This window comes from Halalkalibacter krulwichiae, assembly GCF_002109385.1.
In the GTDB taxonomy this organism is placed as follows: domain Bacteria; phylum Bacillota; class Bacilli; order Bacillales; family Bacillaceae_D; genus Halalkalibacter; species Halalkalibacter krulwichiae.
Genome location: NZ_CP020814.1, coordinates 147,811 through 169,361, shown reverse-complemented (window position 1 = coordinate 169,361; position 21,551 = coordinate 147,811). Strand labels below are relative to the sequence as shown.

Genomic DNA, 21,551 nt, shown 5'->3' with positions numbered 1-21,551 from the left:
CTTTTTTCTTTTTTAATGTGTCTTTTCAATAATGCGTTTTGCAATTCCTTCATAGATTTCGCCGATTGGATGTTCCGATGCATAAATGGACGGTGCAAAATCATCTTTATTTATTTCTGGTTGACCAAGTGGTATTTGTCCAAGTAGTTCTGTCTTTAATTCCTCAGTTAAACGCTCTCCGCCACCAGTTCCAAAAACATATTCTTTCTCACCCGATACACGACTTTGAAAGTACGCCATGTTTTCAACGACACCTAAAATTTCATGGTGTGTTTTTATAGCCATAGTCCCTGCACGAGCTGCAACAAATGCTGCGGTTGCATGAGGTGTTGTAACTAAAATTTCTTTAGAGTGAGGAAGCATAGTGTGAAGATCAAGAGCTACATCTCCTGTTCCGGGAGGTAAATCTAACACTAAATAGTCGAGATCTCCCCATTCAACCTCTGTGAAAAATTGATTTAACATTTTTCCAAGCATTGGACCTCTCCAAATTACTGGCGCATTGTCTTCAACGAAAAACCCCATTGAGATTACCTTTACTCCAAAGCGTTCAACTGGATAAATACGATCTGCAATTACTTTTGGTCGTTCTTCAATTCCCATCATATCTGGAACACTGAAGCCATAAATATCAGCATCAATAATACCAACTTTTTTTCCTAGGCGCGCTAAAGAAGTAGCTAAGTTAACCGATACGGTCGATTTCCCTACGCCTCCTTTACCACTTGTAACCGCAATAAATGTTGTCTTACTATTTGGAGCAAGAAGTGCTGGTCCTTGGAACGAAGGTTCATTTACACCACCTAGTTTCACTAACTCTTCCTCTGTTAACTCTTCAAAGCGAAGTCCGACTGAGTTTGCCCCTTCACCCTTAATAACATTAACAACTTCTTGTTGAACTTCCATTTGTTCAGCTGTTCCTGTTTTAGCAAGTGCAATTTTCACGCTGACGTTGCCATCTTTTACTTTAACTTCTCTTACTCCCCCTGTTTCAACAAGGCTTTTATTTAAATCACGGTCTTTAACCCGATTTAAAGCTTCAAGAACTACTGCTTCGGTTACCAATCCTGACACCTTCCTTTTTCAGTTATATGCCTAGTATAGCATAGGTTACTGAAAGAGCGTGAATCCGGTTGCATTTATTATTCAGGCATTTTCTCGTCAGTATAATAACGTAAAATCCCTTGATAAATTGAAGCTGCTACTTTTTGTTGATAGTCTTCGGTACTAAGCAAATCTGCTTCATGAGGATTTGATAAAAATCCAGCTTCAATTAGCACCCCTGGAATTTCAGCATTTTTTATAAGGTATACATTATGAATTGGCTTTGCAAGTCGGTTCGTATTTTCTAAGTTACGTCTAACTTCATCTTGAACAAATCTAGCAAGCTCTTCGTTTTCAGGTAATGTACGGTTATAAAAAGTCTGTGCCCCGCTCCATTTTGGCGATGGAATGGCATTGAGATGTAAGCTTACAAAAAGATCTGCATCCGAATCATTAATAATATCAACTCTTCTTCTTAAATCTTCATTTTTACGTTGCCTTATTTTCCTTGTATCTGCATTTGCTAAGTCATGGTCATCTTCCCTTGTCATTAAAACGAGAGCTCCGGCTTCTTGTAAGTAATCCCTGAGCTGCATACTAATTAATAACGTAATTTCCTTTTCAAGAACACCTTTTTTCGAAACAGCCCCTCCGTCAATTCCACCATGCCCTGGATCTAGGACAATAACTTTACCAGATAAAGGAAGATTCCATGTCGACCATGAATCATTGCTAATAAATTGATATTGGATAATAAACAATAAACTGACGACACCTAATGCAAACGCCCCGCCCTTTAACCACTTAATCAAGTTCACTTCCATCCCTCCTCGTCCACTCTTCCTATGTATATTGGGACAAGGAGAAGATTATGAAGTGATTTTATAGATGTTCTTAAAGTACTTACATTGTCTAGCTAGCCAATGGTCACTTATCCTCTTTTCAAACCGTTACTCACGTTAATGCAATCTTAACCGATAACGTTTTTCTCCTTCTCGAAACCCCTTTGTCCACCAATGATCAACAAAGGCTTCTGTCGAAACTTGTAAAGAGTCCAACAAATAATCGGAGTCGATTAACCACCCTTGGAGCAAGTTGAAAATACAATGTGATATTTCCGTCAACTCATCATCACATCTTCTTTTCACTTCAGTTTCATTTTCGCCTGAGTAGCCAAATTTACTGTATTCAGCTCCTACTAAAAAGGCGTCTATTGCCATATCCATACAAGGATCAATTAAAAAAGGGTGGGAAAGAAAATGAAACGGAACAACTGACCGAAAATGCTCTTCAACATTTGCTTTAAGTTCTTTAAGAGATAAATTTTTTAGAATACTGCGTTCAAACTTCCATTGTTTCTCTCTCCGCTTATCAGATAGCACAGTTACATTCATTTATCTTCCTCTCCTTTCGTATGTTCTTTCTTTTAGTATGACTATCTCATATCACAACATGCAGTGGAAAACTTGTCAGAAATGACCGCTTATTTCTTGATAAATAACAAAAGAGGGCGTCTCACAAGGTCTTTTTTTGACCTTATAGGCGCCCCCATTCTAAATGGTTCTATATATACGTTACGCTATACCCCAAATAAGTTTGGTAAGAATAGGCTGATTTGAGGGATAAACGCTACTAATAATAAGACGATAATAACGACAGCAAAGTATGGAAGCAATGTTTTTATTACATGTTCAATACGAACATCAGCCACACTACATCCTACAAATAATGCACTACCTACCGGAGGCGTCATATTACCAATACATAATGCAAAACACACGATCATACCGAAATGAACAGGGTCAATTCCGAATGTTTGCGATATAGGTAAGAATATCGGTGTAAATATAAGTACTGCCGGTGTTATATCCATAAATGTACCAATTACTAGGAGAATCGCAAGCATAATAAGAATAATACCGACCTGATGGTCCGTGATCGATAATAACGCTCTACTTAAAGCTTCAGGCAGCCCAATATAGGACATGACTAATGAAAATAGTGCTGATGCTGTAATTAAGAAAAGAATCATACCTGTAATTTCGATTGTCTCTTTTAGGATGGCCGGAACATCTTTAATTTTAATGCTTTTATAGATCATTGATAGAACTGTAGCATAGATTACGGCTACTGCGGCTCCTTCTGTCGCGGTGAAGATCCCTGCGACAATACCACCAATTACAATAATAATTAACAACAAACTTGGAACCGCACTAGCTACGATATAGAGGACATCTTTTATAGTAGGTAGCTTAGATACCGGATATCCTTCTTTTTTTGCCATAAAATAGGCAACAACCATAACAGCTAGTCCCCAAAGAATCCCTGGAATATATCCAGCCATGAATAAAGCCGCTACCGATGTACCTCCACTCACTAATGAATAAACGATCAAGATTGAACTTGGCGGAATTAACAATCCCGTCGGTGCTGACGCAATATTAACAGCAGCAGAATAGGTTTTTTTATAGCCTTGATTTGTTTGCATCGGTGTCATAATTCGCCCCATCGCTGCTGCCGAGGCAACACTTGATCCTGAGATGGAACCAAACAACATATTTCCGACTACATTCGTATGAGCTAAAGATCCAGGTAATTTTCCAACAAGCACTTTTGCAAAATTAACTAACCTGAAAGCGATCCCGCCATTGTTCATAATAATACCAGATAGTACAAACAAAGGAATTGCTAACATTGTAAAATTGTCTATACCAGTAACCATTCTTTGTGCTGATGTGAGTATTGCCACATCAAACGGCAAGATTAAGAAGAATGTTAAGATGGAACTAACAATAATCGCAATGGCAATTGGTGCTCCAAATAAAAGAAGAAAGAAGAAGCTAGCAAACAGTAGAATCCCTGCGATGACTGTCATTATACTCCCACCTCCTCATTCTCGTTGATTCTCTTTGTCATCATGCTAATAACTGTATAGATGATAATAAACACTCCACTTACCGGTAACGCTGCATATACTACTCCTAATGATATGCCCGTTGCAGCAGCTGTTTGTGCTGATGTTAGAAGTACAATCTTTATTCCCCCAAAAACCATTAGAATAGCAGCTAATAAGATGATTAATACATCTGTCACTCGTTCTATTAGTAATTGTGTTCTTGGACTAAATTTCTCTCTAAAAAACAATATTGCTATATGCTTCTTTGCTCCAAACACATAAGCCGCCGTTAACAACCCAAACCAGATCAGCAGATAACGAATCGATTCTTCTGTCCCTGGTGAAGAAATGTTAAATACATACCTCGCCAACACTTGCCAAACCGAGAAAATAACCATTAAGATCAATAGAAGGGATGCGCTTGTTATGAGTGTTTTATCTAAAACCACTTTAAGTTTATTCACTTAAAGTCCCTCCTTTAATTAATTGATAAATATCTCTCGTCTTTTCATTTGCAGCATACTCTTTGTGAAGCGGTTGAACGGCTTCAATAAAGATAGACTTATCAACATCGACAAATTCAACACCCATTCTCTCTTTGGCAATCACCGTAAACTCTTCAATTGTTTCTGTCCAAATACCTTCATGATACATTGTTGACTCTACTGCTGCCTCTTTAACTATTTCTTTTTCTTCATCTGTTAAATGTTCGAAACGCTCTGCATTCATAATTAACATATCAGGAACAATCTGATGTCCTGTATACATATAATATTTAGCAACTTCCCCATGATTGTTACCAACTAAAGCCGTCTCATTATTTTCTGCTGCGTCTATTACACCAGATTGAAGAGCTGTATAAACCTCTCCATAAGCCATAGGAGTTGGAATCCCACCTAAAGCTTCGACCATTCTCACACTTGTTTGACTCGGCTGTACCCTCACCTTTAAGCCTCGCATCTCTTCAAGGCTTGTTACTTCCTTATCTTTTGTATAAAGATGTCTTGTTCCAGCATTATAATAAGTTAAACCGATAAAGCCAATGTTCTCTGTTTGATAATAAAGTTGATCTGTAATTTCGTCATTATTCATCACGATTTCAAATTCTTCATAGTCTTCAAATACGTAAGGAAGACTAAAAATTGAGTAGTCAGACTCAAACCCTTCCAGTGCGCTTGCACTTACTTTAGCAACGTCTACAGCACCTGTTTGCGTTAATTCAATAACTTCACGCTCGCTTCCTAACTGACCATTAGCGTAAATTTTCACTGTTAACTCATTATTTGATTTCTCTTCTACCAATCTTCCAAACTCAACCAAAGAAAGATGAATTGGATGATCAAGTGATTGGTTATGCGCTAGCTTTAATTCTCTAGATTCACCTGTAATGGCTTGGCAACCAGCAAGCATAATCATTGTGAACATAGCAAGTAGCAAAATTATGTTCTTTTTCACAATGTACCCTCCCGATAACATTAATATAAACCTTTTTATAATAAGCTTCTTTATGTTAGTATTCTTTTCATCTTTTTAATTCATTCATTAAGAAGCGCTTTCAATTGCTCGTATATACTTTTATTTCCTTCGTTTTTACACCTCCTAATTAATTTGTTTACCAAACAAATTATATGAATATCATAATCGCAATTCTTTATCTATGCAAGCTTTTTCAATAAGTTCCATTGAGAATCTTTTACCATCTTGACAAGACAATGTTCACCCGTATGTCATCAACAGACCGTAATCTACCCTTTTAGCGTGTTTCAACATGTAAGTATAATGATGAATCTCTGCTACTAAGTAGGTGCAAAATAAAAAAAGACCCCCACCCAAAATGGATGAGAGTCTTTGAAACGCCAATATTAACGTTTTGAGAACTGAGGTGCACGACGTGCTGCTTTAAGACCGTATTTCTTACGCTCTTTCATACGTGCATCACGAGTTAAGAAACCAGCAGTTTTTAATGCTGGACGGTTGTCAGGATCTACTTGAAGTAGAGCACGAGCAACACCATGACGGATAGCACCCGCTTGTCCTGTGTAACCACCACCGTTAACATTTACATGAACGTCGTATTGACCTTCAACACCTGTTTCAACAAGTGGTTGTTTAACGATAAGCTTTAATGTTTCAAGATCAAAATATTCGTCTAATTCACGACCATTAATAACGATACGGCCGTCACCTGGCAATAGGCGAACGCGAGCAACTGAGTGCTTACGGCGACCTGTACCATAATATTGTACTTGTGCCAAAATAATACCCTCCTATCGATTAACCGCGAAGTGTGTAAACTTCTGGTTTTTGAGCTTGATGTTTGTGTTCTGGTCCTGCATATACATGAAGTTTCATACCTTGAGCGCGTCCAAGCGTGTTCTTTGGAAGCATTCCTTTGATAGCAAGCTCAAGCATACGCTCAGGCTTGTTAGCACGCATATCAGCAGCTTTAGTCATCTTTAATCCACCTGGGTGGTTAGAGTGACGGTAGTAGATCTTGTCTTGTAATTTGTTACCAGTTAGTTCAATTTTCTCAGCGTTAACGATGATTACAAAATCACCAGTGTCAACGTGAGGAGTAAAAGTTGGCTTGTGTTTACCGCGTAGAATAGAAGCAACTTCTGAAGCTAAACGACCAAGCGTTTGACCTTCAGCGTCGACTACATACCACTTACGCTCAACTTCGTTTGGCTTTGCCATATATGTTGTACGCATGAATTTCCCTCCGTAAATTGAAAATCAATTGATATTTTTTAAAACCAGTGTCTATTGTAACATTCCGAACCCGGGGCTAGTGGGTTTTGGAATTACCATCTAACATCATATAATATTGAAAGGCCAATGTCAACAACTTGTTACACTAGGAGTCGTTGTCATAGCTTCTTTTTTTTCGAAAAAAAGTTCAGATTAAAATTCATCACTGAAAATCTCATATTCATAGGATACTTTCCAGAGAAACAGCCCATTTCCAGGTGCTGTTTTACCAGCCTTTGTCCGGTCTTCAGCCTCTAAAATGGTAGCCAATTCATCTGGTACTCTTTTGCCTATCCCAACTTCTAACAATGTACCGACAATGATGCGAACCATGTTATATAAAAAGCCACTTCCTACTAATCGAAAGACAATTTCATCACCTTGCTTGCAAACCTCTAGTTCATAAAGGGTTCTCACTTTATCTTGTACATCTGTATTTGATGCACAAAATGAGCTGAAATCATGAGTTCCCAGTAAGTACGAAGCCGCTTTTTTAACTCTTTCAAAGTCTATTGAATATGGAAAATGAAACGTAGTATTTCTTCTCCAAACATCCGGATGTTTTGGAGTAAATACTCGATAGCGGTATTCTTTCTTTACTGCGGCATATCTTGAATGAAAATCGGCCTGGACATATGATGCTTCAATAATACGAACATCCTCTGGCAAACAGGAATTGATAGCTTTCGGCCACCTTTCAGTTGGTATCATCAGTGGCGAATCAAAATGAAGGACTTGTCCTCTAGCATGAACACCTGTGTCTGTTCTTCCTGAAGCATGGACACGTACATCCGTGCCTTTATGAAGAGTTCTTAATGCCTTCTCAACTTCTAATTGAACTGTACGCTTTCCCGGCTGGACTTGATACCCTGAAAAAGCTGTCCCGTCATACATTACCCACAATGCCACTCGCTTCAACACCATCACTCCTTTAGATGTACCTCAATACGAAAATCATTAGTCCAAACACCATACAAAGGAAAATAACACTCGTATCTTGCCATTTCCATACTAATAACCGATACTTTGTACGTCCTTCTCCCCCACGGTATCCTCTCGCCTCCATTGCTAGAGCTAAGTCTTCAGCTCGCTTAAACGCACTAATAAATAAAGGGATCAGCAAGGGTAGCAAAGCTTTAATTCGCTTGGCAATTGGACCTGTCGTAAAATCAACACCACGAGCCATTTGTGCCTTCATAATCTTCTCTGTTTCTTGCATAAAGGTTGGGATAAACCTTAAAGCAATTGACATCATTAATGCTAATTCATGGGCAGGCAAACCGATTTTCTTTAATGGATTAAATAAACTTTCTAACCCGTCTGTTAAATCAATCGGCTTCGTCGTTAACGTGACAAGAGACGTGAGCATGATAATCGTTAATAACCGAACCGCAATAAACAGACCTTGCCTAATCCCCTCTTCATAAACCGTCAAAAAGCCAAAGTTAAACACTATTTCTCCACCTCTTGTCATAAAAAGATGAAGAATAAACGTAAATAAAACAAGCCACAAAATTGGTCTTATTCCTTTATAAATAAATGAAATTGGAATCTTTGAGATGAGAACCGTAAAAAGAGTAAATAAGATGACTAAGCCATTAGCGTACCAATTGTTTGCTAGAAAAATAATAAATACAAGTAAAAAAGCACTGATTAATTTAGAACGCGAATCTAAACGATGTAGAAACGACGGAGCAGCTACGTATTGCCCAATAATCACATTTTGAAGCATTAACTACCCCTCCCTTGATTTGAGCAATTGAGCAATGAAATCGGCGGCCTCAGCAACATCAAAATGAGCAGGAACAGACTTTAGCTGAAATGTTTCTTTCATTTGTTGCAAAAAATGAACGGTATTTGGTAACCCTAACCCAATGCTTTCTAATTTCCCTGCTTGTTCAAATATTAACGTTTTTCCACCAGCCATCTCAATCTGACCATTATGCATAACAATAATTTGATCGGCGTACTTAGCGGCCACTTCCATATGATGAGTTACAAGAATCGTTGTTGTTTTATTTTCACTATGATAGTTTGAAAATAGCTCCATCATTTGATCTCGCCCTTCTGGATCAAGACCTGCAGCGGGCTCATCTAAGACAAGAACTGATGGTCGGCTTGCTAGTACTCCAGCAATAGCAACCCTTCTCATTTGACCCCACTTAGGTGGAAAGGGGATTTATGTAAATAACTTTGATCTAAACCTACTACTTCAATAAGCTCTTGTGCCCGTTTTGCTGCCTTTTCTTCAGAAAGACCGAAATTAATAGGACCAAAGCAAATGTCTTTTTCAACAGTTTCTTCAAATAGCTGATGCTCGGGGTATTGAAACACAAGCCCAACTTTCTTACGCAAACCTGTTAAATCTACTTTCTTCTCCCCAGCTTTGATATGAAAAGCCCCTACTTGTATGCTTCCTTTTGTCGGGCGTAACAGACCGTTGATATGTTGAATAAGCGTAGACTTCCCGGAACCGGTATGGCCAATAATCGCTGTAAAGGAGCCAGATGGAATGTTAATCGATATATCCTTAAGAGCTAATTTCTCAAATGGTGTATTAGGCATATAGCAATGTTCTACTTCATTGAATACAATGTCCATAACTTTGCAATCAACTCCTCTTCTGTTAAAGATATGTCGGAAAGGATAACTCCTCTTTTTTGCAGCTCATTTTGCAAATCGACAGAAAAAGGCAGTGATAACCCTAATTCTTTTAATAGATCAACTGATGAAAAAAGTTCAATAGGAGAACAATCTTTTATGACCTCTCCATTATGAAAGGTTAATATCCGATCTGCTTGCATTGCTTCGTCCATATCGTGTGTGATTGAGATGATGGTCATCCCTCGTTCATGAAGCATCTTTAACGTATTCATCACTTCATTTCTACCGACGGGATCGAGCATTGACGTCGACTCGTCAAAGATAATCACTTCTGGCTCCATTGCCATAACACCTGCTATTGCTACCCTTTGCTTTTGTCCACCTGATAAGCGATGGGGTTCCGCTTCAAGAAGGTGTGTAATTCCAATGAGATCTGCATATTTGTCAATCCTCTCTTGCATCACTTCCCGAGGCAAACCTAAATTCTCCAAACCAAAAGCAAGATCATCGTTCACCGTTGTTGCAACAAATTGATGATCTGGATTTTGAAAAACCATACCAATAGAAGTCCGAATAGACCAAATCAACTTTTCGTCCGCAGTCGAATGACCATTTATTAATACTGAACCAGCCGTTGGAATCAATAACCCATTTAGTAATCTTCCAAAAGTAGATTTTCCAGAGCCATTTCTCCCTAATACAGCTACCCACTCATGAGAGGATATATTTAAATCAACACCATTTAACGCTGGTTTCTCTGAATTATCATAGGTGAAACAAACTTGATTGAGTTCAATTATTGATGACATAGAACCCTCCTGAAGGTTTGACATGTAGTAGCATCCTAGGCGAATTTAAATAATAAACGAGCCAATTTCAAAGTCATTGGTGATATGTAATCGATCTAAAGAGCATGTAGCCGTTCCGCTCATTGCTTCGAAGAACATACAAAAGGCGGAAGCCATGCCTTTGCTTTGTAGCTTTGAAATGGCTTCTCTGCTACGCGGTATCTATGAGAAAACCATTCATAGATACCGTTAAAACATGTAGCGGTTCCGTTCATTGCTTCGAAGAACATACAAAAAGCGGAAACCATGCCTTTGCTCTGTAGCTTCGCAATGGCTTCTCTCGCTACGTGGTATCTATGAGAAAACCACTCATTGATACCTTTAAAACATGTAGCGGTTCCGCTCATTGCTTCGAAGAACATACAAAAGGCGGAAACCATGCCTTTTGTATGTTCTTCTTAAAAAAGTGTAAACAAAAAAGGGCCCAGAGTCAGAGCATATATGCTCAGATCTGATTTGCCCTTTGTCGTCTCATCTATTCACTCATGAATCAGATTGAATTATACAAGCTCGATAATAACCATAGGAGCACCGTCACCACGACGAGGTCCTACTTTAAGGATACGAGTATAACCACCTTGACGCTCTTCATAACGAGTAGCGATATCAGAGAATAATTTTTGGATAGCGTCTTGACCTGACTCTTCGTCAGCAACTTCTCTGCGAATGAATGAAGCAGCTTGACGACGTGCATGTAAATCTCCACGCTTACCAAGAGTAATCATTTTCTCAACGATTGAACGAAGCTCTTTTGCTTTAGCTTCAGTCGTTTCGATACGCTCATTGATAATTAGATCTGTTGCAAGATCACGAAATAATGCTTTACGACCAGCACTATCACGTCCTAATTTTGCGTATGCCATGTTGTTTCCCTCCTTTAAACAGCCCAAATAAATGAGCACAAAATCTATTATAAACGATTAGAAGGCAGATTTCTCGACTATTCTTCTTTACGAAGTCCTAGTCCAAGTTCTCCAAGCTTCTCTTGAACTTCTTCAAGTGACTTACGACCAAGGTTACGAACTTTCATCATGTCTTCTTCAGACTTATGGGTAAGTTCTTGAACAGTATTAATACCTGCACGCTTTAAGCAATTGTAAGAACGAACAGATAGATCTAGTTCCTCAATTGTCATTTCTAGAACTTTTTCTTTCTGATCTTCTTCTTTTTCAACCATAATTTCAGCGTTTTGTGCTTGGTCTGTCATTCCAACAAAGATGTTTAAATGCTCAGTTAAGATTTTCGCACCTAACGAAACAGCTTCTTCAGGACGAATGCTTCCGTCAGTCCAGACATCAAGAGTTAGTTTGTCATAGTTGGTTACTTGACCGACGCGTGTATTCTCAACTTGATAATTTACACGTGAAACCGGTGTGTAAATGGAATCAATAGGGATAACTCCAATCGGTTGATCTTCATTTTTATTCCCCTCAGCAAGTATATACCCACGACCACGCTTAGCAGTTAAACGCATATGTAAATGCGCACCTTTAGCAAGTGTTGCGATATGAAGATCTGGATTTAGAACTTCAACATCACTGTCATGTGTAATATCGTTCGCTGTTACAACCCCTTCCCCTTGTATATCAATTTCAAGAGTCTTCTCTTCATCTGAGTAGATTTTGAGAGCGAGTTTTTTTAAGTTCAAAATGATTGTTGTTACATCTTCTACAACACCTTCAATTGTTGAGAACTCATGTAACACTGAATCAATTTGCACGGATGTTACAGCAGCGCCAGGCAAAGAGGATAGAAGAATACGACGTAGGGAGTTTCCTAAAGTTGTACCATATCCACGCTCTAATGGTTCAACGATAAACTTTCCATACTTTGCGTCTTCACTTACTTCAACCGCTTCAATTTTTGGCTTTTCAATTTCAATCATTAAACAAACCCTCCTTCAAAACGTCGAACTCCGGTAGACTGCAAGGATTGCCTAACCGGATAACCAGTAGGCAATTCCTAAGCTTTACACCATTTTTGCCAACAGGACTGTTATCGCTCTATCCAGTATTGACAATTTAGGGAAATCTATACAATGATTGATTCCGTTATACTCTACGACGTTTTGGCGGTCGGCAGCCGTTATGAGGAACTGGAGTAACATCTTTAATCATGTTAACTTCAAGACCAACAGCTTGTAATGAACGGATGGCAGCTTCACGACCTGCACCAGGTCCCTTTACAGAAACCTCTACAGTTTTCATGCCATGCTCCATAGCTGCTTTACCAGCTGTTTCAGCAGCCATTTGTGCAGCAAATGGAGTAGACTTACGAGAACCTTTGAATCCTAATCCACCAGCACTTGCCCAAGAAATTGCGTTACCATGCGTATCTGTAATCGTCACAATCGTGTTGTTAAACGTTGAACGGATATGAGCAACACCAGTTTCAACATTTTTACGTTGACGACGCTTTGGACGAGTATTCGTTTTCTTAGCCATTATTTATATTACCTCCTTTACTACTTTTTCTTGTTTGCTACTGTACGACGAGGACCTTTACGCGTACGAGCATTGTTTTTAGAATTTTGTCCACGAACTGGTAAACCACGACGGTGGCGAATACCTCGATATGAACCAATCTCAATAAGACGTTTGATGTTAAGTGAAACTTCACGACGAAGATCACCTTCAACTGTGAATCCTTCTACCGCTTCACGGATACGTCCTAATTCTTCTTCTGTAAGATCACGAACGCGAGTATCTTCAGATACACCTGCTTTCGCTAAAATCTCAGAAGATTTAGCTTTACCGATTCCATAAACATACGTTAGTGCAATAACTACGCGTTTGTCACGTGGAATATCGACGCCTGCGACACGTGCCATGTGCAGCACCTCCTTATATATTAACCTTGTTTTTGCTTATGCTTAGGGTTTTCACAAATAACCATTACCGTACCCTTACGACGGATAACTTTACACTTTTCACAAATAGGCTTGACTGATGGTCTTACCTTCATCTTTTAAACCTCCTATATAGTACGGAGTGCACTGATTAGTCATTAATCAGATTTAAGCAAAACAAATATATTATTTTGCTAGTCGCTCTCGCAACGAATTATTTGTATCGATATGTGATTCGTCCACGTGTTAGATCATAAGGAGATAATTCAACAGTCACCTTATCACCTGGAAGAATTCGAATGAAGTGCATACGAATCTTTCCAGAAACGTGGGCTAAAATCTTATGACCATTTTCTAGTTCAACACGAAACATTGCATTAGGAAGTGGCTCTATTACCGTACCTTCCACCTCAATAACATCTTCTTTAGCCATAGGTTCAGTCACCTTCCTTCAGTAAATTAGAGTGTTTTTCAAGAAAGTTTGTTATTGCATAACGTAGCTTTCCATTAGTAACACGTCCTGTTTCTATAAAGCTGCTCTTTACTTCCTCAGCAATGTAATCAACAAGCTCAAGATGATTCATGTTCTTCTTCTTCGCTCGGTCAATCTTACGTTTATCACCATCAGCAATTCTGACAAAACGGTCATCAATCAATTCAATAATAACGAAATATTGACCTTGATCACGCCCTTTTGTACATTGAACAATTTGACCAATCTCCGGGGTTGGACCAGAGTCTTGCATTGTCATCATCACCTACAATTAAGCTTTTGTTAAGATTTCATAACCTGATTCTGTAATAGCAACTGTGTGCTCAAAGTGTGCACAATTCTTTCCATCAACTGTAACAACTGTCCAATCATCAGAAAGTGTACGTACATAACGTGTTCCTGCATTAATCATCGGTTCAATTGCTAACACCATTCCAGGTTTAAGCCTTGGTCCTTTTCCTGGGGGACCATAATGAGGAATTTGAGGGTCCTCATGCAAGTCTTGCCCAACTCCATGACCAACATACTCACGAACAATTGAAAAACCAAGTGGCTCTGCATAAGATTGGATGGCATGAGAGATATCTGATAAACGATTTCCTGCCTTAGCAAACTCTAACCCTTTAAAAAGGGATGCTTCCGTTGCATCAAGTAGTGCTTGATCCTCTTCGGAAATATTGCCGACAGCGTACGTCCAAGCTGAATCTCCATGATATCCATTGTAGTATGCACCGATATCAACACTAATGATATCACCGTCTTTAAGCACTCGCTTCCCAGGAATACCATGCACTAATTCCTCATTTACTGAAGCACAAATGCTACCTGTAAACCCATTATAGCCTTTGAATGAGGGAGTTGCTCCATGCGCCTTAATCAACTTTTCAGCGATCTCATCCAATTCTTTAGTTGATATGCCAGGCTGAATATGTTCCTTTAACGACTGATGCGTTAGTGCAACAATTCTTCCAGCTTCTCGCATGATTTCTAATTCTCGTTCAGTCTTACAAATGATCATGCAGGAAGTCCTTTCAGGAGCTGGTCAATATCTTCGTATACTTTATTGATGTCTTGATCACCGTTAATCGTACGCAAGTAGCCTTTCTCAGTATAGAAATCTACAAGAGGTTTTGCTTGCGCTTGGTTTACTTCAAGACGCTTTTTAACTGTTTCAGGCTTGTCATCATCACGCTGGATTAGTTCACTACCATCTACATCACAAATTCCTTCTTGTTTAGGAGGATTGAAGATAACATGATATGTTCTTCCAGACGTTGGTGAAACACGACGACCAGTAAGTCGATCTAATAATAGTTGTTCAGGAACATCAACATTAAGAACATAGTCAATCTTGCGTCCCATACCAGTTAGTAACTCCTCTAATGCTTCAGCTTGAGCAACAGTACGAGGAAAACCATCTAATAAGAAACCTTTTTGACAATCATCTTTAGCTAAACGCTCTTGAACAATACCAATTGTAACTTCATCTGGAACTAGTTCCCCAGCATCCATAAAAGACTTTGCTTTTAAACCAAGCTCAGTTTCCCCTTTAATAGCTGCGCGAAACATATCTCCAGTTGAAATGTGAGGAATACCGTAATTCTCAACAATTCTTTCAGCTTGAGTACCTTTACCCGCACCTGGTAAACCCATTAAAATTAAATTCATTCCAATCTCCCTCCATCCTCCGATTTAACAACAGAAGGCGAACGGGAAGTTAATCCTTCCCTGATCCCCTCATTACTTAATAAAGCCTTTATAAGAACGTTTAATCAGCTGACTTTCGATCTGTTTCATCGTGTCTAATGCTACACCAACAACGATTAATAATCCAGTCCCCCTATTTGAACAGCTGGAGGTAAATTCAATAAATCTGTAAAGAATACTGGAATAATAGAAATGACAGCTAAGAAGAGTGCTCCAACAAACGTTAATCGATATAAAATGCGCGTTAAGTAAGTCTGTGTTGTCTTACCGGGCCGAATGCCTGGAATGTAGCCACCTTGTTTTTTAAGGTTTTCAGCCATTTTTTCCGGATTAACTTGGATAAACGTATAGAAGTACGTGAATCCAATAATTAATAATGCATACACAATCATACCGATCGGTTGTGTATAATCAAAAGTTCTTGTCACCCAAGCCGCAATCTGATTATCAGTTCCAAAGAAACCAGCAACAACTGGAGGGAACATGAAAAGAGAAAGTGCAAAGATAACTGGGATAACACCAGCAGCATTTACTTTTAACGGTAAATGTGTCGATTGACCGCCAACTGGGCTTCTTCCCACTAATCGCTTAGCATATTGTACAGGAACTTTTCTTAAAGCTTGTTGAACAAATATAACAACCACTACAATCGCAAGGACTGCTAAAGCTAAAAGGAGCACTGTTACAATACTTAAAAACAGTTGCTCACCCGCGCCTTCAATCTGCTGAACATAGATCTGGTTAATTCCATTAGGAATCCCCGCAGCAATACCCGCAAAGATAATAATAGAAATTCCGTTCCCTACACCCTTTGCAGTGATTTGCTCACCAAGCCACATAAGAAAAGCCGTACCTGCAGTTAATACTAACGCAATAAATAAATATGTTGGAACACTTGGATTAGGGATTAGCCCAGGGAATAGTGAATTGAAACCAATTGACATCCCTAAAGCTTGAATGAAACCTAATACAATTGTTCCGTAACGGGTAAACTGAGCTAATTTACGTCGGCCAGCTTCCCCTTCCTTAGCCCATTCTGCAAATTTAGGAACAACATCCATTTGCAATAACTGCACAACAATCGATGCAGTAATATATGGCATTATCCCCATTGCAAAAATCGAAAAGTTCCCTAAAGCTCCACCACCAAACGTATTTAAAAACCCAAATGCATTCGCTTGATCATAGAAATTAAGTACATCCTTGTTCGAACCTGGAACAGGGATAAAACTTCCGATACGAAAGACAATGAGCATAAGTAGGGTGAAAATCACCTTTTGGCGTAAATCACCCACTCGAATAATGTTGGAGATCGTCCGGAACATTAAATCACCTCAGTTTTTCCGCCAGCAGCTTCGATAGCTTCAACTGCAGATGCTGAGAACTTATGTGCTTTAACCGTTAGCTTGTTTTCAAGCTTACCGTTTCCTAGGATCTTGATTCCGAACTTAACGTTTTTCACAGTTCCAGTTTCAATAAGAAGTTCAGGTGTAACCTCAGTACCCGCTTCAAAACGGTTTAAAGTATCAAGGTTTACTACTGTGTACTCCTTACGAGTTGGATTTGTGAATCCACGTTTAGGTAGACGACGGTATAAAGGATTTTGACCACCCTCAAAACCAGGACGAACACCTCCGCCAGAACGCGCGTTTTGACCTTTGTGTCCTTTTCCTGCTGTTTTACCGTTACCAGAACCGATACCACGACCTACACGGTTACGTACTTTACGTGATCCTTCTGCAGGTTTCAACTCATGAAGTTTCATGTCGACACCTCCTCGTTTATATAAATAGCTTTATTAAGCTTCGATTTCTTTTACAGTTACAAGGTGAGATACCTTGTTTACCATACCGCGGATCGCAGCGTTGTCTTGTTGAACAACAGTTTGGTGCATCTTACGTAGACCAAGTGTATTCACAGTAACGCGTTGGTCTTCCGGGCGCCCGATAAGACTACGAGTGAGGGTAATTTCTAATTTCTTAGCCATTTACTTTCCCTCCTTAACCTAACAGTTCTTCCACGGATTTGCCGCGAAGTTTTGCAACCTCTTCAGCACGTTTTAAACCCTTTAATCCTTCCATAGTTGCACGAACCATGTTGATTGGGTTATTTGAACCTAGAGATTTTGATAAAATATCATTAACACCAGCTAGTTCTAATACCGCACGAACTGGTCCACCAGCGATAACTCCAGTACCTTCTGATGCATTCTTTAATAGAACGCGACCAGCACCAAAGTGTCCAACAATCTCATGTGGAATTGTTGTACCAACAACTGGTACTTCAATAAGGTTTTTCTTTGCATCTTCTACTGCCTTGCGGATCGCTTCTGGTACTTCTTGAGCTTTACCCATACCGAATCCAACGTGGCCATTTTTATCGCCAACTACAACTAATGCAGCAAAGCGGAAACGACGTCCACCTTTAACTACTTTAGCAACACGATTGACAGCTACTACTCTTTCTTCAAGTTCCAACGTATTAGGGTCAATACGACGCATTCGTTTTCCCTCCTTTTTTCTTTAGAATTGCAATCCAGCTTCGCGAGCTGCATCAGCAAGTGTTGCTACTCTTCCGTGATACACATAACCACCACGGTCAAATACAACTACTTTATGTCCATTTTCGATCGCACGTTTAGCTACGAGTTCACCTACAGCTTTTGCCGCATCTTTTTTCGTTGCATCTGCAGCTACCTCTGAGTCAAGAGTAGAAGCAGAAGCAAGAGTAACACCATTTACATCATCAATTAATTGAGCGTAGATGTGTTTAGATGAACGGAAAACATTTAGGCGAGGACGTTCAGGTGTTCCTGTAATCGTACGACGAACATGTGCATGGCGCTTTTTACGAGCTACGCTTTTGCTACGTTTCGTAATCATTGAACGTCATTCCTTTCCGTGAGTTAGTGATTATTTACCTGTTTTACCTTCTTTACGACGAACATATTCGCCTTCATAACGGATACCTTTACCTTTGTAAGGCTCTGGTAAACGTACAGAACGGATGTTAGATGCTACAGCACCAACACGCTCTTTATCAATACCTTTAACAACTACTTTAGTGTTAGAAGGAACTTCAATCTCAATTCCTTGTTCAGGAGTGATCTCAACTGGGTGAGAGTAACCAACGTTAAGAACAAGCTTTTGACCAGATTTAGTAGCACGGTAACCGACACCGATTAGCTCTAATCCACGTTCGAAACCTTTTGTTACACCCTCAACCATGTTATTAATCAAACTACGAGTTGTACCGTGTAGTGCACGGTGTAACTTGTTGTCAGAAGGACGTTCAACCGTAACTAGGTTATCCTCGATTACAATTTTCATATCCTCGTGAAGGTTACGCTTAAGCTCACCTTTAGGACCTTTAACAGTAAGTAAAGTACCATCTAGAGTTAATGTAACTCCACTTGGAACTTCTACTGGTTTTTTACCAATACGAGACATTCTTGTACACCTCCGTTCATTTTAAGGATTGTATTACCAAACGTACGCTAATACTTCGCCGCCCACTTGTTGTTGACGTGCATCCTTATCTGTCATTACACCATTCGATGTTGAAACTAATGCAATACCTAATCCACCTAGAACTCTTGGAAGTTCGTTAGCTTTTGCATATACGCGTAGTCCAGGCTTCGAAATACGTTTAAGACCTGTAATAACACGCTCATTTGTAGTACCATATTTTAAGAAGATGCGGATTACACCTTGCTTATTATCTTCGATGTACTCGTAATCACGGATGAAACCTTCACGCTTAAGAATTTCTGCGATTTCCTTCTTCACCTTTGAAGCAGGCAATTCTAATTTCTCGTGGCGTACTGTATTTGCATTACGAATACGAGTAAGCATATCTGCAATTGGATCTGTCATGACCATTATTATTTACCTCCTTCCCGTTCTTGGGATTACCAACTAGCTTTTTTCACACCAGGAATTTGCCCTTTGTAAGCAAGTTCTCTGAAGCAAATTCTGCAAAGTTTAAACTTACGCAAAACTGAATGAGGACGACCGCAACGTTCACAACGAGTATATTCTTGTACTTTATACTTTTGTGTGCGTTTTTGCTTTGCAATCATAGATTTCTTCGCCAACGTTTTCCCTCCTCTTCGATACGACTTTGATTATTTTTGAAATGGCATTCCCATTTGAGTTAATAGTTCACGTGCTTCTTCGTCCGTTTTAGCAGTTGTTACAAGAACAATGTCCATTCCACGAACTTTATCAACTTTATCATAATCAATCTCAGGGAAAATTAATTGCTCTTTAACACCTAGTGTGTAGTTACCGCGACCGTCAAATGCTTTTTTAGAAACACCACGGAAGTCACGTACACGCGGAAGTGATACAGTAATTAATTTATCAAGAAATTCAAACATACGCTCGCCACGTAGTGTAACTTTAGCTCCGATTGGCATACCTTCACGTAATTTGAATCCTGCGATAGATTTCTTTGCTTTAGTAACTAAAGGCTTTTGACCTGTAATAGTAGCTAGTTCTTCAACAGCTTTATCTAATGCTTTCGCGTTTGAAACAGCGTCACCAACACCCATGTTAACAACGATTTTTTCAAGCTTAGGCACAGCCATTACAGATGAATAGTTAAACTTCTCAACTAGAGAAGGAACGATTTCACTTGAATACTTTTCTTTTAATCGACTCATGCGATTGACCTCCTTTCACACCTGACTACTTATCTAAAGCTTCGCCAGACTTCTTAGCAATACGTACCTTTTTACCGTTCTCTACTTTATAACCTACACGAGTTGGTTCGCCAGACTTAGGGTCGATAGGCATAACGTTGGAAGAATGAATAGGTGCTTCGATATTCAAGATTCCACCTTGTGGATTATCTTGAGAAGGTTTAGCATGTTTCTTCACGATGTTAACACCTTCAACAAGTACACGATTCTTCTTCGGGAATGCCTCAAGGATTACACCTTGTTTCCCTTTATCTTTTCCAGAGATGACTTTTACTGTGTCACCTTTTTTGACATGCATCTTTGCCATGTTCGCACCTCCTTAACAGGGCCTTTCGATAATCTTCTATTAAAGAACTTCTGGAGCAAGAGAAACAATTTTCATGAATTGGTTTTCACGAAGTTCACGAGCAACAGGTCCGAAAATACGAGTTCCACGAGGGCTCTTGTCATCACGGATGATAACAGCAGCATTTTCATCAAACTTAATATATGAACCATCGTTACGACGAGCTCCGCTCTTCGTACGTACGATAACAGCTTTAACAACGTCACCTTTCTTGACAACGCCACCTGGTGTTGCTTGTTTTACCGAACAAACAATTACATCACCAATATTAGCTGTTTTACGACCAGATCCACCTAAAACTTTGATACAAAGTACCTCACGAGCACCAGAGTTATCTGCAACTTTTAAACGGGATTCTTGTTGAATCATACAAACTTACCTCCCTTCAGATCAGGAATTCTATTAGATAATTACCGCTTCTTCTACAATTTCAACTAAGCGGAAACGTTTGTCTTTTGATAGCGGACGAGTTTCCATAATTTCTACGATATCGCCGATTTTGGCGCTATTGTTTTCATCATGGGCTTTGTACTTTTTAGAGTACTTAACACGCTTGCCGTAAAGACGATCTTTTTTATAAGTTTCAACAAGAACAGAAATCGTTTTATCCATCTTGTCAGAAACAACACGTCCTCTGTAAACTTTACGTTGGTTGCGTTCCATTTTCGCAAACCTCCTTTTTAGCCGTTGTTAATTCCAAGCTCACGTTCACGCAATACTGTTTTCGTACGCGCAATTGCTTTACGAACTTCACGAATACGGGCTGGATTATCCAATTGACCAGTCGCTAGTTGAAAGCGAAGGTTAAATAATTCTTCTTTAAGTGATTTCGTTTTTTGCTCAATTTCAGCAGTGGTTAAGTTACGAATATCATTAGCTTTCATTTGCGTCACCACCCACTTCTTCGCGTTTTACAAACTTACATTTCACCGGTAATTTATGAGAAGCTAGACGTAAAGCTTCACGAGCAACTTCTTCTGAAACACCAGCAATTTCAAACATTACTTTACCAGGTTTGACAACAGCTACCCATCCTTCAGGTGCCCCTTTACCAGAACCCATTCGAACTTCTAATGGTTTAGCAGTGTATGGTTTAGAAGGGAAAATCTTAATCCAAACTTTACCACCACGCTTCATGTAACGAGTCATTGCAATACGAGCAGATTCGATTTGACGGTTTGTAATCCAAGAAGCTTCAGTAGCTTGTAAACCGAACTCACCGAAATGTACTTCAGTACCGCCTTTCGCACGTCCGCGCATGTTTCCACGGTGTTCACGACGATATTTAACACGTTTTGGCATTAACATA

The 21,551-nt window shown here is 39.4% G+C and carries 33 protein-coding genes and 2 pseudogenes; all 35 read right to left on the bottom strand.

From position 1 onward, the window contains the following. Positions 1 to 12 precede the first annotated feature (12 nt). A complete protein-coding gene (salA, locus tag BkAM31D_RS00890) occupies positions 13 to 1,065 on the bottom strand; it encodes an iron-sulfur carrier protein/transcriptional regulator SalA (RefSeq protein ID WP_066159659.1) in 1,053 nt (350 codons plus the stop codon). Positions 1,066 to 1,142: 77 nt separating this feature from the next. Beyond that, positions 1,143 to 1,856: an N-acetylmuramoyl-L-alanine amidase CwlD gene (gene cwlD / locus BkAM31D_RS00885; RefSeq protein ID WP_371807192.1), complete on the bottom strand. Its 714-nt coding sequence runs from the start codon at positions 1,854 to 1,856 to the stop codon at positions 1,143 to 1,145. A 147-nt stretch (positions 1,857 to 2,003) separates the two neighbouring features. Continuing rightward, a complete protein-coding gene (locus tag BkAM31D_RS00880; protein WP_066159653.1) occupies positions 2,004 to 2,438 on the bottom strand; it encodes a YbaK family protein in 435 nt (144 codons plus the stop codon). A gap of 185 nt (positions 2,439 to 2,623) precedes the next feature. After that, positions 2,624 to 3,919 (bottom strand): TRAP transporter large permease, encoded by a 1,296-nt coding sequence (locus tag BkAM31D_RS00875; RefSeq protein WP_066159650.1) that lies wholly within the window; start codon positions 3,917 to 3,919, stop codon positions 2,624 to 2,626. Next, the gene (locus BkAM31D_RS00870; RefSeq protein WP_066159648.1) at positions 3,919 to 4,404 is read right to left on the bottom strand and encodes a TRAP transporter small permease; all 486 of its coding nucleotides are present in this window, start codon (positions 4,402 to 4,404) and stop codon (positions 3,919 to 3,921) included. Before BkAM31D_RS00870 ends, BkAM31D_RS00875 begins: the two co-directional genes overlap by 1 nt. Continuing rightward, a complete protein-coding gene (locus BkAM31D_RS00865; RefSeq protein ID WP_235820556.1) occupies positions 4,397 to 5,395 on the bottom strand; it encodes a TRAP transporter substrate-binding protein in 999 nt (332 codons plus the stop codon). Before BkAM31D_RS00865 ends, BkAM31D_RS00870 begins: the two co-directional genes overlap by 8 nt. Before the next feature lie 407 nt (positions 5,396 to 5,802). Beyond that, positions 5,803 to 6,195, bottom strand: coding sequence for a 30S ribosomal protein S9 (gene rpsI, locus BkAM31D_RS00860; RefSeq protein WP_066159642.1), 393 nt, complete (start codon positions 6,193 to 6,195; stop codon positions 5,803 to 5,805). A gap of 19 nt (positions 6,196 to 6,214) precedes the next feature. After that, positions 6,215 to 6,652, bottom strand: coding sequence for a 50S ribosomal protein L13 (rplM, locus tag BkAM31D_RS00855; protein WP_066159639.1), 438 nt, complete (start codon positions 6,650 to 6,652; stop codon positions 6,215 to 6,217). 192 nt (positions 6,653 to 6,844) lie between these two features. Next, positions 6,845 to 7,615, bottom strand: coding sequence for a tRNA pseudouridine(38-40) synthase TruA (gene truA, locus BkAM31D_RS00850; protein ID WP_066159637.1), 771 nt, complete (start codon positions 7,613 to 7,615; stop codon positions 6,845 to 6,847). Between the two features lie 7 nt (positions 7,616 to 7,622). Continuing rightward, entirely contained in the window at positions 7,623 to 8,423 is an 801-nt protein-coding gene (locus tag BkAM31D_RS00845; protein WP_066159635.1) for an energy-coupling factor transporter transmembrane component T family protein, read from the bottom strand. A 3-nt stretch (positions 8,424 to 8,426) separates the two neighbouring features. Continuing rightward, positions 8,427 to 9,292, bottom strand: a pseudogene (locus BkAM31D_RS00840) (energy-coupling factor ABC transporter ATP-binding protein). Beyond that, positions 9,268 to 10,104: an energy-coupling factor transporter ATPase gene (locus tag BkAM31D_RS00835; RefSeq protein ID WP_066159632.1), complete on the bottom strand. Its 837-nt coding sequence runs from the start codon at positions 10,102 to 10,104 to the stop codon at positions 9,268 to 9,270. The pseudogene BkAM31D_RS00840 and the gene BkAM31D_RS00835 overlap by 25 nt, the downstream one beginning before the upstream one ends. Before the next feature lie 539 nt (positions 10,105 to 10,643). Further along, complete coding sequence (gene rplQ / locus BkAM31D_RS00825; protein WP_066159627.1) at positions 10,644 to 11,006, bottom strand: 50S ribosomal protein L17; 363 nt, start codon at positions 11,004 to 11,006, stop codon at positions 10,644 to 10,646. A gap of 77 nt (positions 11,007 to 11,083) precedes the next feature. After that, entirely contained in the window at positions 11,084 to 12,028 is a 945-nt protein-coding gene (locus BkAM31D_RS00820; protein ID WP_066159624.1) for a DNA-directed RNA polymerase subunit alpha, read from the bottom strand. Positions 12,029 to 12,194: 166 nt separating this feature from the next. Further along, positions 12,195 to 12,587 carry a 30S ribosomal protein S11 gene (gene rpsK / locus BkAM31D_RS00815; protein WP_035664773.1) on the bottom strand — a complete coding sequence of 131 codons (393 nt, stop codon included), beginning with the start codon at positions 12,585 to 12,587 and terminating at the stop codon, positions 12,195 to 12,197. Between the two features lie 20 nt (positions 12,588 to 12,607). Beyond that, a complete protein-coding gene (gene rpsM / locus BkAM31D_RS00810; RefSeq protein ID WP_066159622.1) occupies positions 12,608 to 12,973 on the bottom strand; it encodes a 30S ribosomal protein S13 in 366 nt (121 codons plus the stop codon). Between the two features lie 20 nt (positions 12,974 to 12,993). Further along, a complete protein-coding gene (rpmJ, locus tag BkAM31D_RS00805) occupies positions 12,994 to 13,107 on the bottom strand; it encodes a 50S ribosomal protein L36 (RefSeq protein ID WP_003322638.1) in 114 nt (37 codons plus the stop codon). Between the two features lie 98 nt (positions 13,108 to 13,205). Continuing rightward, positions 13,206 to 13,424: a translation initiation factor IF-1 gene (infA, locus tag BkAM31D_RS00800; RefSeq protein ID WP_010896341.1), complete on the bottom strand. Its 219-nt coding sequence runs from the start codon at positions 13,422 to 13,424 to the stop codon at positions 13,206 to 13,208. 4 nt (positions 13,425 to 13,428) lie between these two features. Continuing rightward, the gene (locus BkAM31D_RS00795; protein ID WP_066159619.1) at positions 13,429 to 13,737 is read right to left on the bottom strand and encodes a KOW domain-containing RNA-binding protein; all 309 of its coding nucleotides are present in this window, start codon (positions 13,735 to 13,737) and stop codon (positions 13,429 to 13,431) included. A gap of 18 nt (positions 13,738 to 13,755) precedes the next feature. After that, a complete protein-coding gene (map, locus tag BkAM31D_RS00790) occupies positions 13,756 to 14,502 on the bottom strand; it encodes a type I methionyl aminopeptidase (RefSeq protein WP_066159616.1) in 747 nt (248 codons plus the stop codon). After that, positions 14,499 to 15,152: an adenylate kinase gene (locus BkAM31D_RS00785; RefSeq protein ID WP_066159613.1), complete on the bottom strand. Its 654-nt coding sequence runs from the start codon at positions 15,150 to 15,152 to the stop codon at positions 14,499 to 14,501. The genes map and BkAM31D_RS00785 overlap by 4 nt, the downstream gene beginning before the upstream one ends. Before the next feature lie 72 nt (positions 15,153 to 15,224). Next, positions 15,225 to 16,516 (bottom strand): annotated as a pseudogene (gene secY / locus BkAM31D_RS00780) (preprotein translocase subunit SecY). Next, positions 16,516 to 16,956 (bottom strand): 50S ribosomal protein L15, encoded by a 441-nt coding sequence (gene rplO, locus BkAM31D_RS00775; protein ID WP_066159608.1) that lies wholly within the window; start codon positions 16,954 to 16,956, stop codon positions 16,516 to 16,518. The pseudogene secY and the gene rplO overlap by 1 nt, the downstream one beginning before the upstream one ends. A gap of 33 nt (positions 16,957 to 16,989) precedes the next feature. Further along, positions 16,990 to 17,178, bottom strand: a complete 189-nt coding sequence (gene rpmD, locus BkAM31D_RS00770; RefSeq protein ID WP_066159606.1) for a 50S ribosomal protein L30 — start codon at positions 17,176 to 17,178, stop codon at positions 16,990 to 16,992. A gap of 13 nt (positions 17,179 to 17,191) precedes the next feature. Further along, a complete protein-coding gene (rpsE, locus tag BkAM31D_RS00765; RefSeq protein ID WP_066159603.1) occupies positions 17,192 to 17,692 on the bottom strand; it encodes a 30S ribosomal protein S5 in 501 nt (166 codons plus the stop codon). 21 nt (positions 17,693 to 17,713) lie between these two features. Continuing rightward, positions 17,714 to 18,073: a 50S ribosomal protein L18 gene (gene rplR / locus BkAM31D_RS00760; RefSeq protein ID WP_066159601.1), complete on the bottom strand. Its 360-nt coding sequence runs from the start codon at positions 18,071 to 18,073 to the stop codon at positions 17,714 to 17,716. 30 nt (positions 18,074 to 18,103) lie between these two features. Continuing rightward, positions 18,104 to 18,640, bottom strand: a complete 537-nt coding sequence (gene rplF / locus BkAM31D_RS00755) for a 50S ribosomal protein L6 (RefSeq protein WP_066159598.1) — start codon at positions 18,638 to 18,640, stop codon at positions 18,104 to 18,106. Positions 18,641 to 18,673: 33 nt separating this feature from the next. Further along, positions 18,674 to 19,072, bottom strand: coding sequence for a 30S ribosomal protein S8 (gene rpsH / locus BkAM31D_RS00750; protein ID WP_066159595.1), 399 nt, complete (start codon positions 19,070 to 19,072; stop codon positions 18,674 to 18,676). 29 nt (positions 19,073 to 19,101) lie between these two features. Next, positions 19,102 to 19,287 (bottom strand): type Z 30S ribosomal protein S14, encoded by a 186-nt coding sequence (locus BkAM31D_RS00745; RefSeq protein WP_066159591.1) that lies wholly within the window; start codon positions 19,285 to 19,287, stop codon positions 19,102 to 19,104. A gap of 30 nt (positions 19,288 to 19,317) precedes the next feature. Beyond that, positions 19,318 to 19,857 (bottom strand): 50S ribosomal protein L5, encoded by a 540-nt coding sequence (rplE, locus tag BkAM31D_RS00740; protein ID WP_066159588.1) that lies wholly within the window; start codon positions 19,855 to 19,857, stop codon positions 19,318 to 19,320. 25 nt (positions 19,858 to 19,882) lie between these two features. Beyond that, positions 19,883 to 20,194 (bottom strand): 50S ribosomal protein L24, encoded by a 312-nt coding sequence (gene rplX, locus BkAM31D_RS00735; protein WP_066159685.1) that lies wholly within the window; start codon positions 20,192 to 20,194, stop codon positions 19,883 to 19,885. Between the two features lie 48 nt (positions 20,195 to 20,242). After that, positions 20,243 to 20,611, bottom strand: coding sequence for a 50S ribosomal protein L14 (gene rplN / locus BkAM31D_RS00730; RefSeq protein ID WP_066159585.1), 369 nt, complete (start codon positions 20,609 to 20,611; stop codon positions 20,243 to 20,245). Between the two features lie 33 nt (positions 20,612 to 20,644). Further along, positions 20,645 to 20,905, bottom strand: a complete 261-nt coding sequence (gene rpsQ, locus BkAM31D_RS00725; protein ID WP_066159583.1) for a 30S ribosomal protein S17 — start codon at positions 20,903 to 20,905, stop codon at positions 20,645 to 20,647. 17 nt (positions 20,906 to 20,922) lie between these two features. Then, positions 20,923 to 21,126: a 50S ribosomal protein L29 gene (gene rpmC / locus BkAM31D_RS00720; protein ID WP_066159580.1), complete on the bottom strand. Its 204-nt coding sequence runs from the start codon at positions 21,124 to 21,126 to the stop codon at positions 20,923 to 20,925. Beyond that, a complete protein-coding gene (rplP, locus tag BkAM31D_RS00715; protein ID WP_066159577.1) occupies positions 21,116 to 21,550 on the bottom strand; it encodes a 50S ribosomal protein L16 in 435 nt (144 codons plus the stop codon). The genes rpmC and rplP overlap by 11 nt, the downstream gene beginning before the upstream one ends. Between the last annotated feature and the right edge of the window lies 1 nt (position 21,551).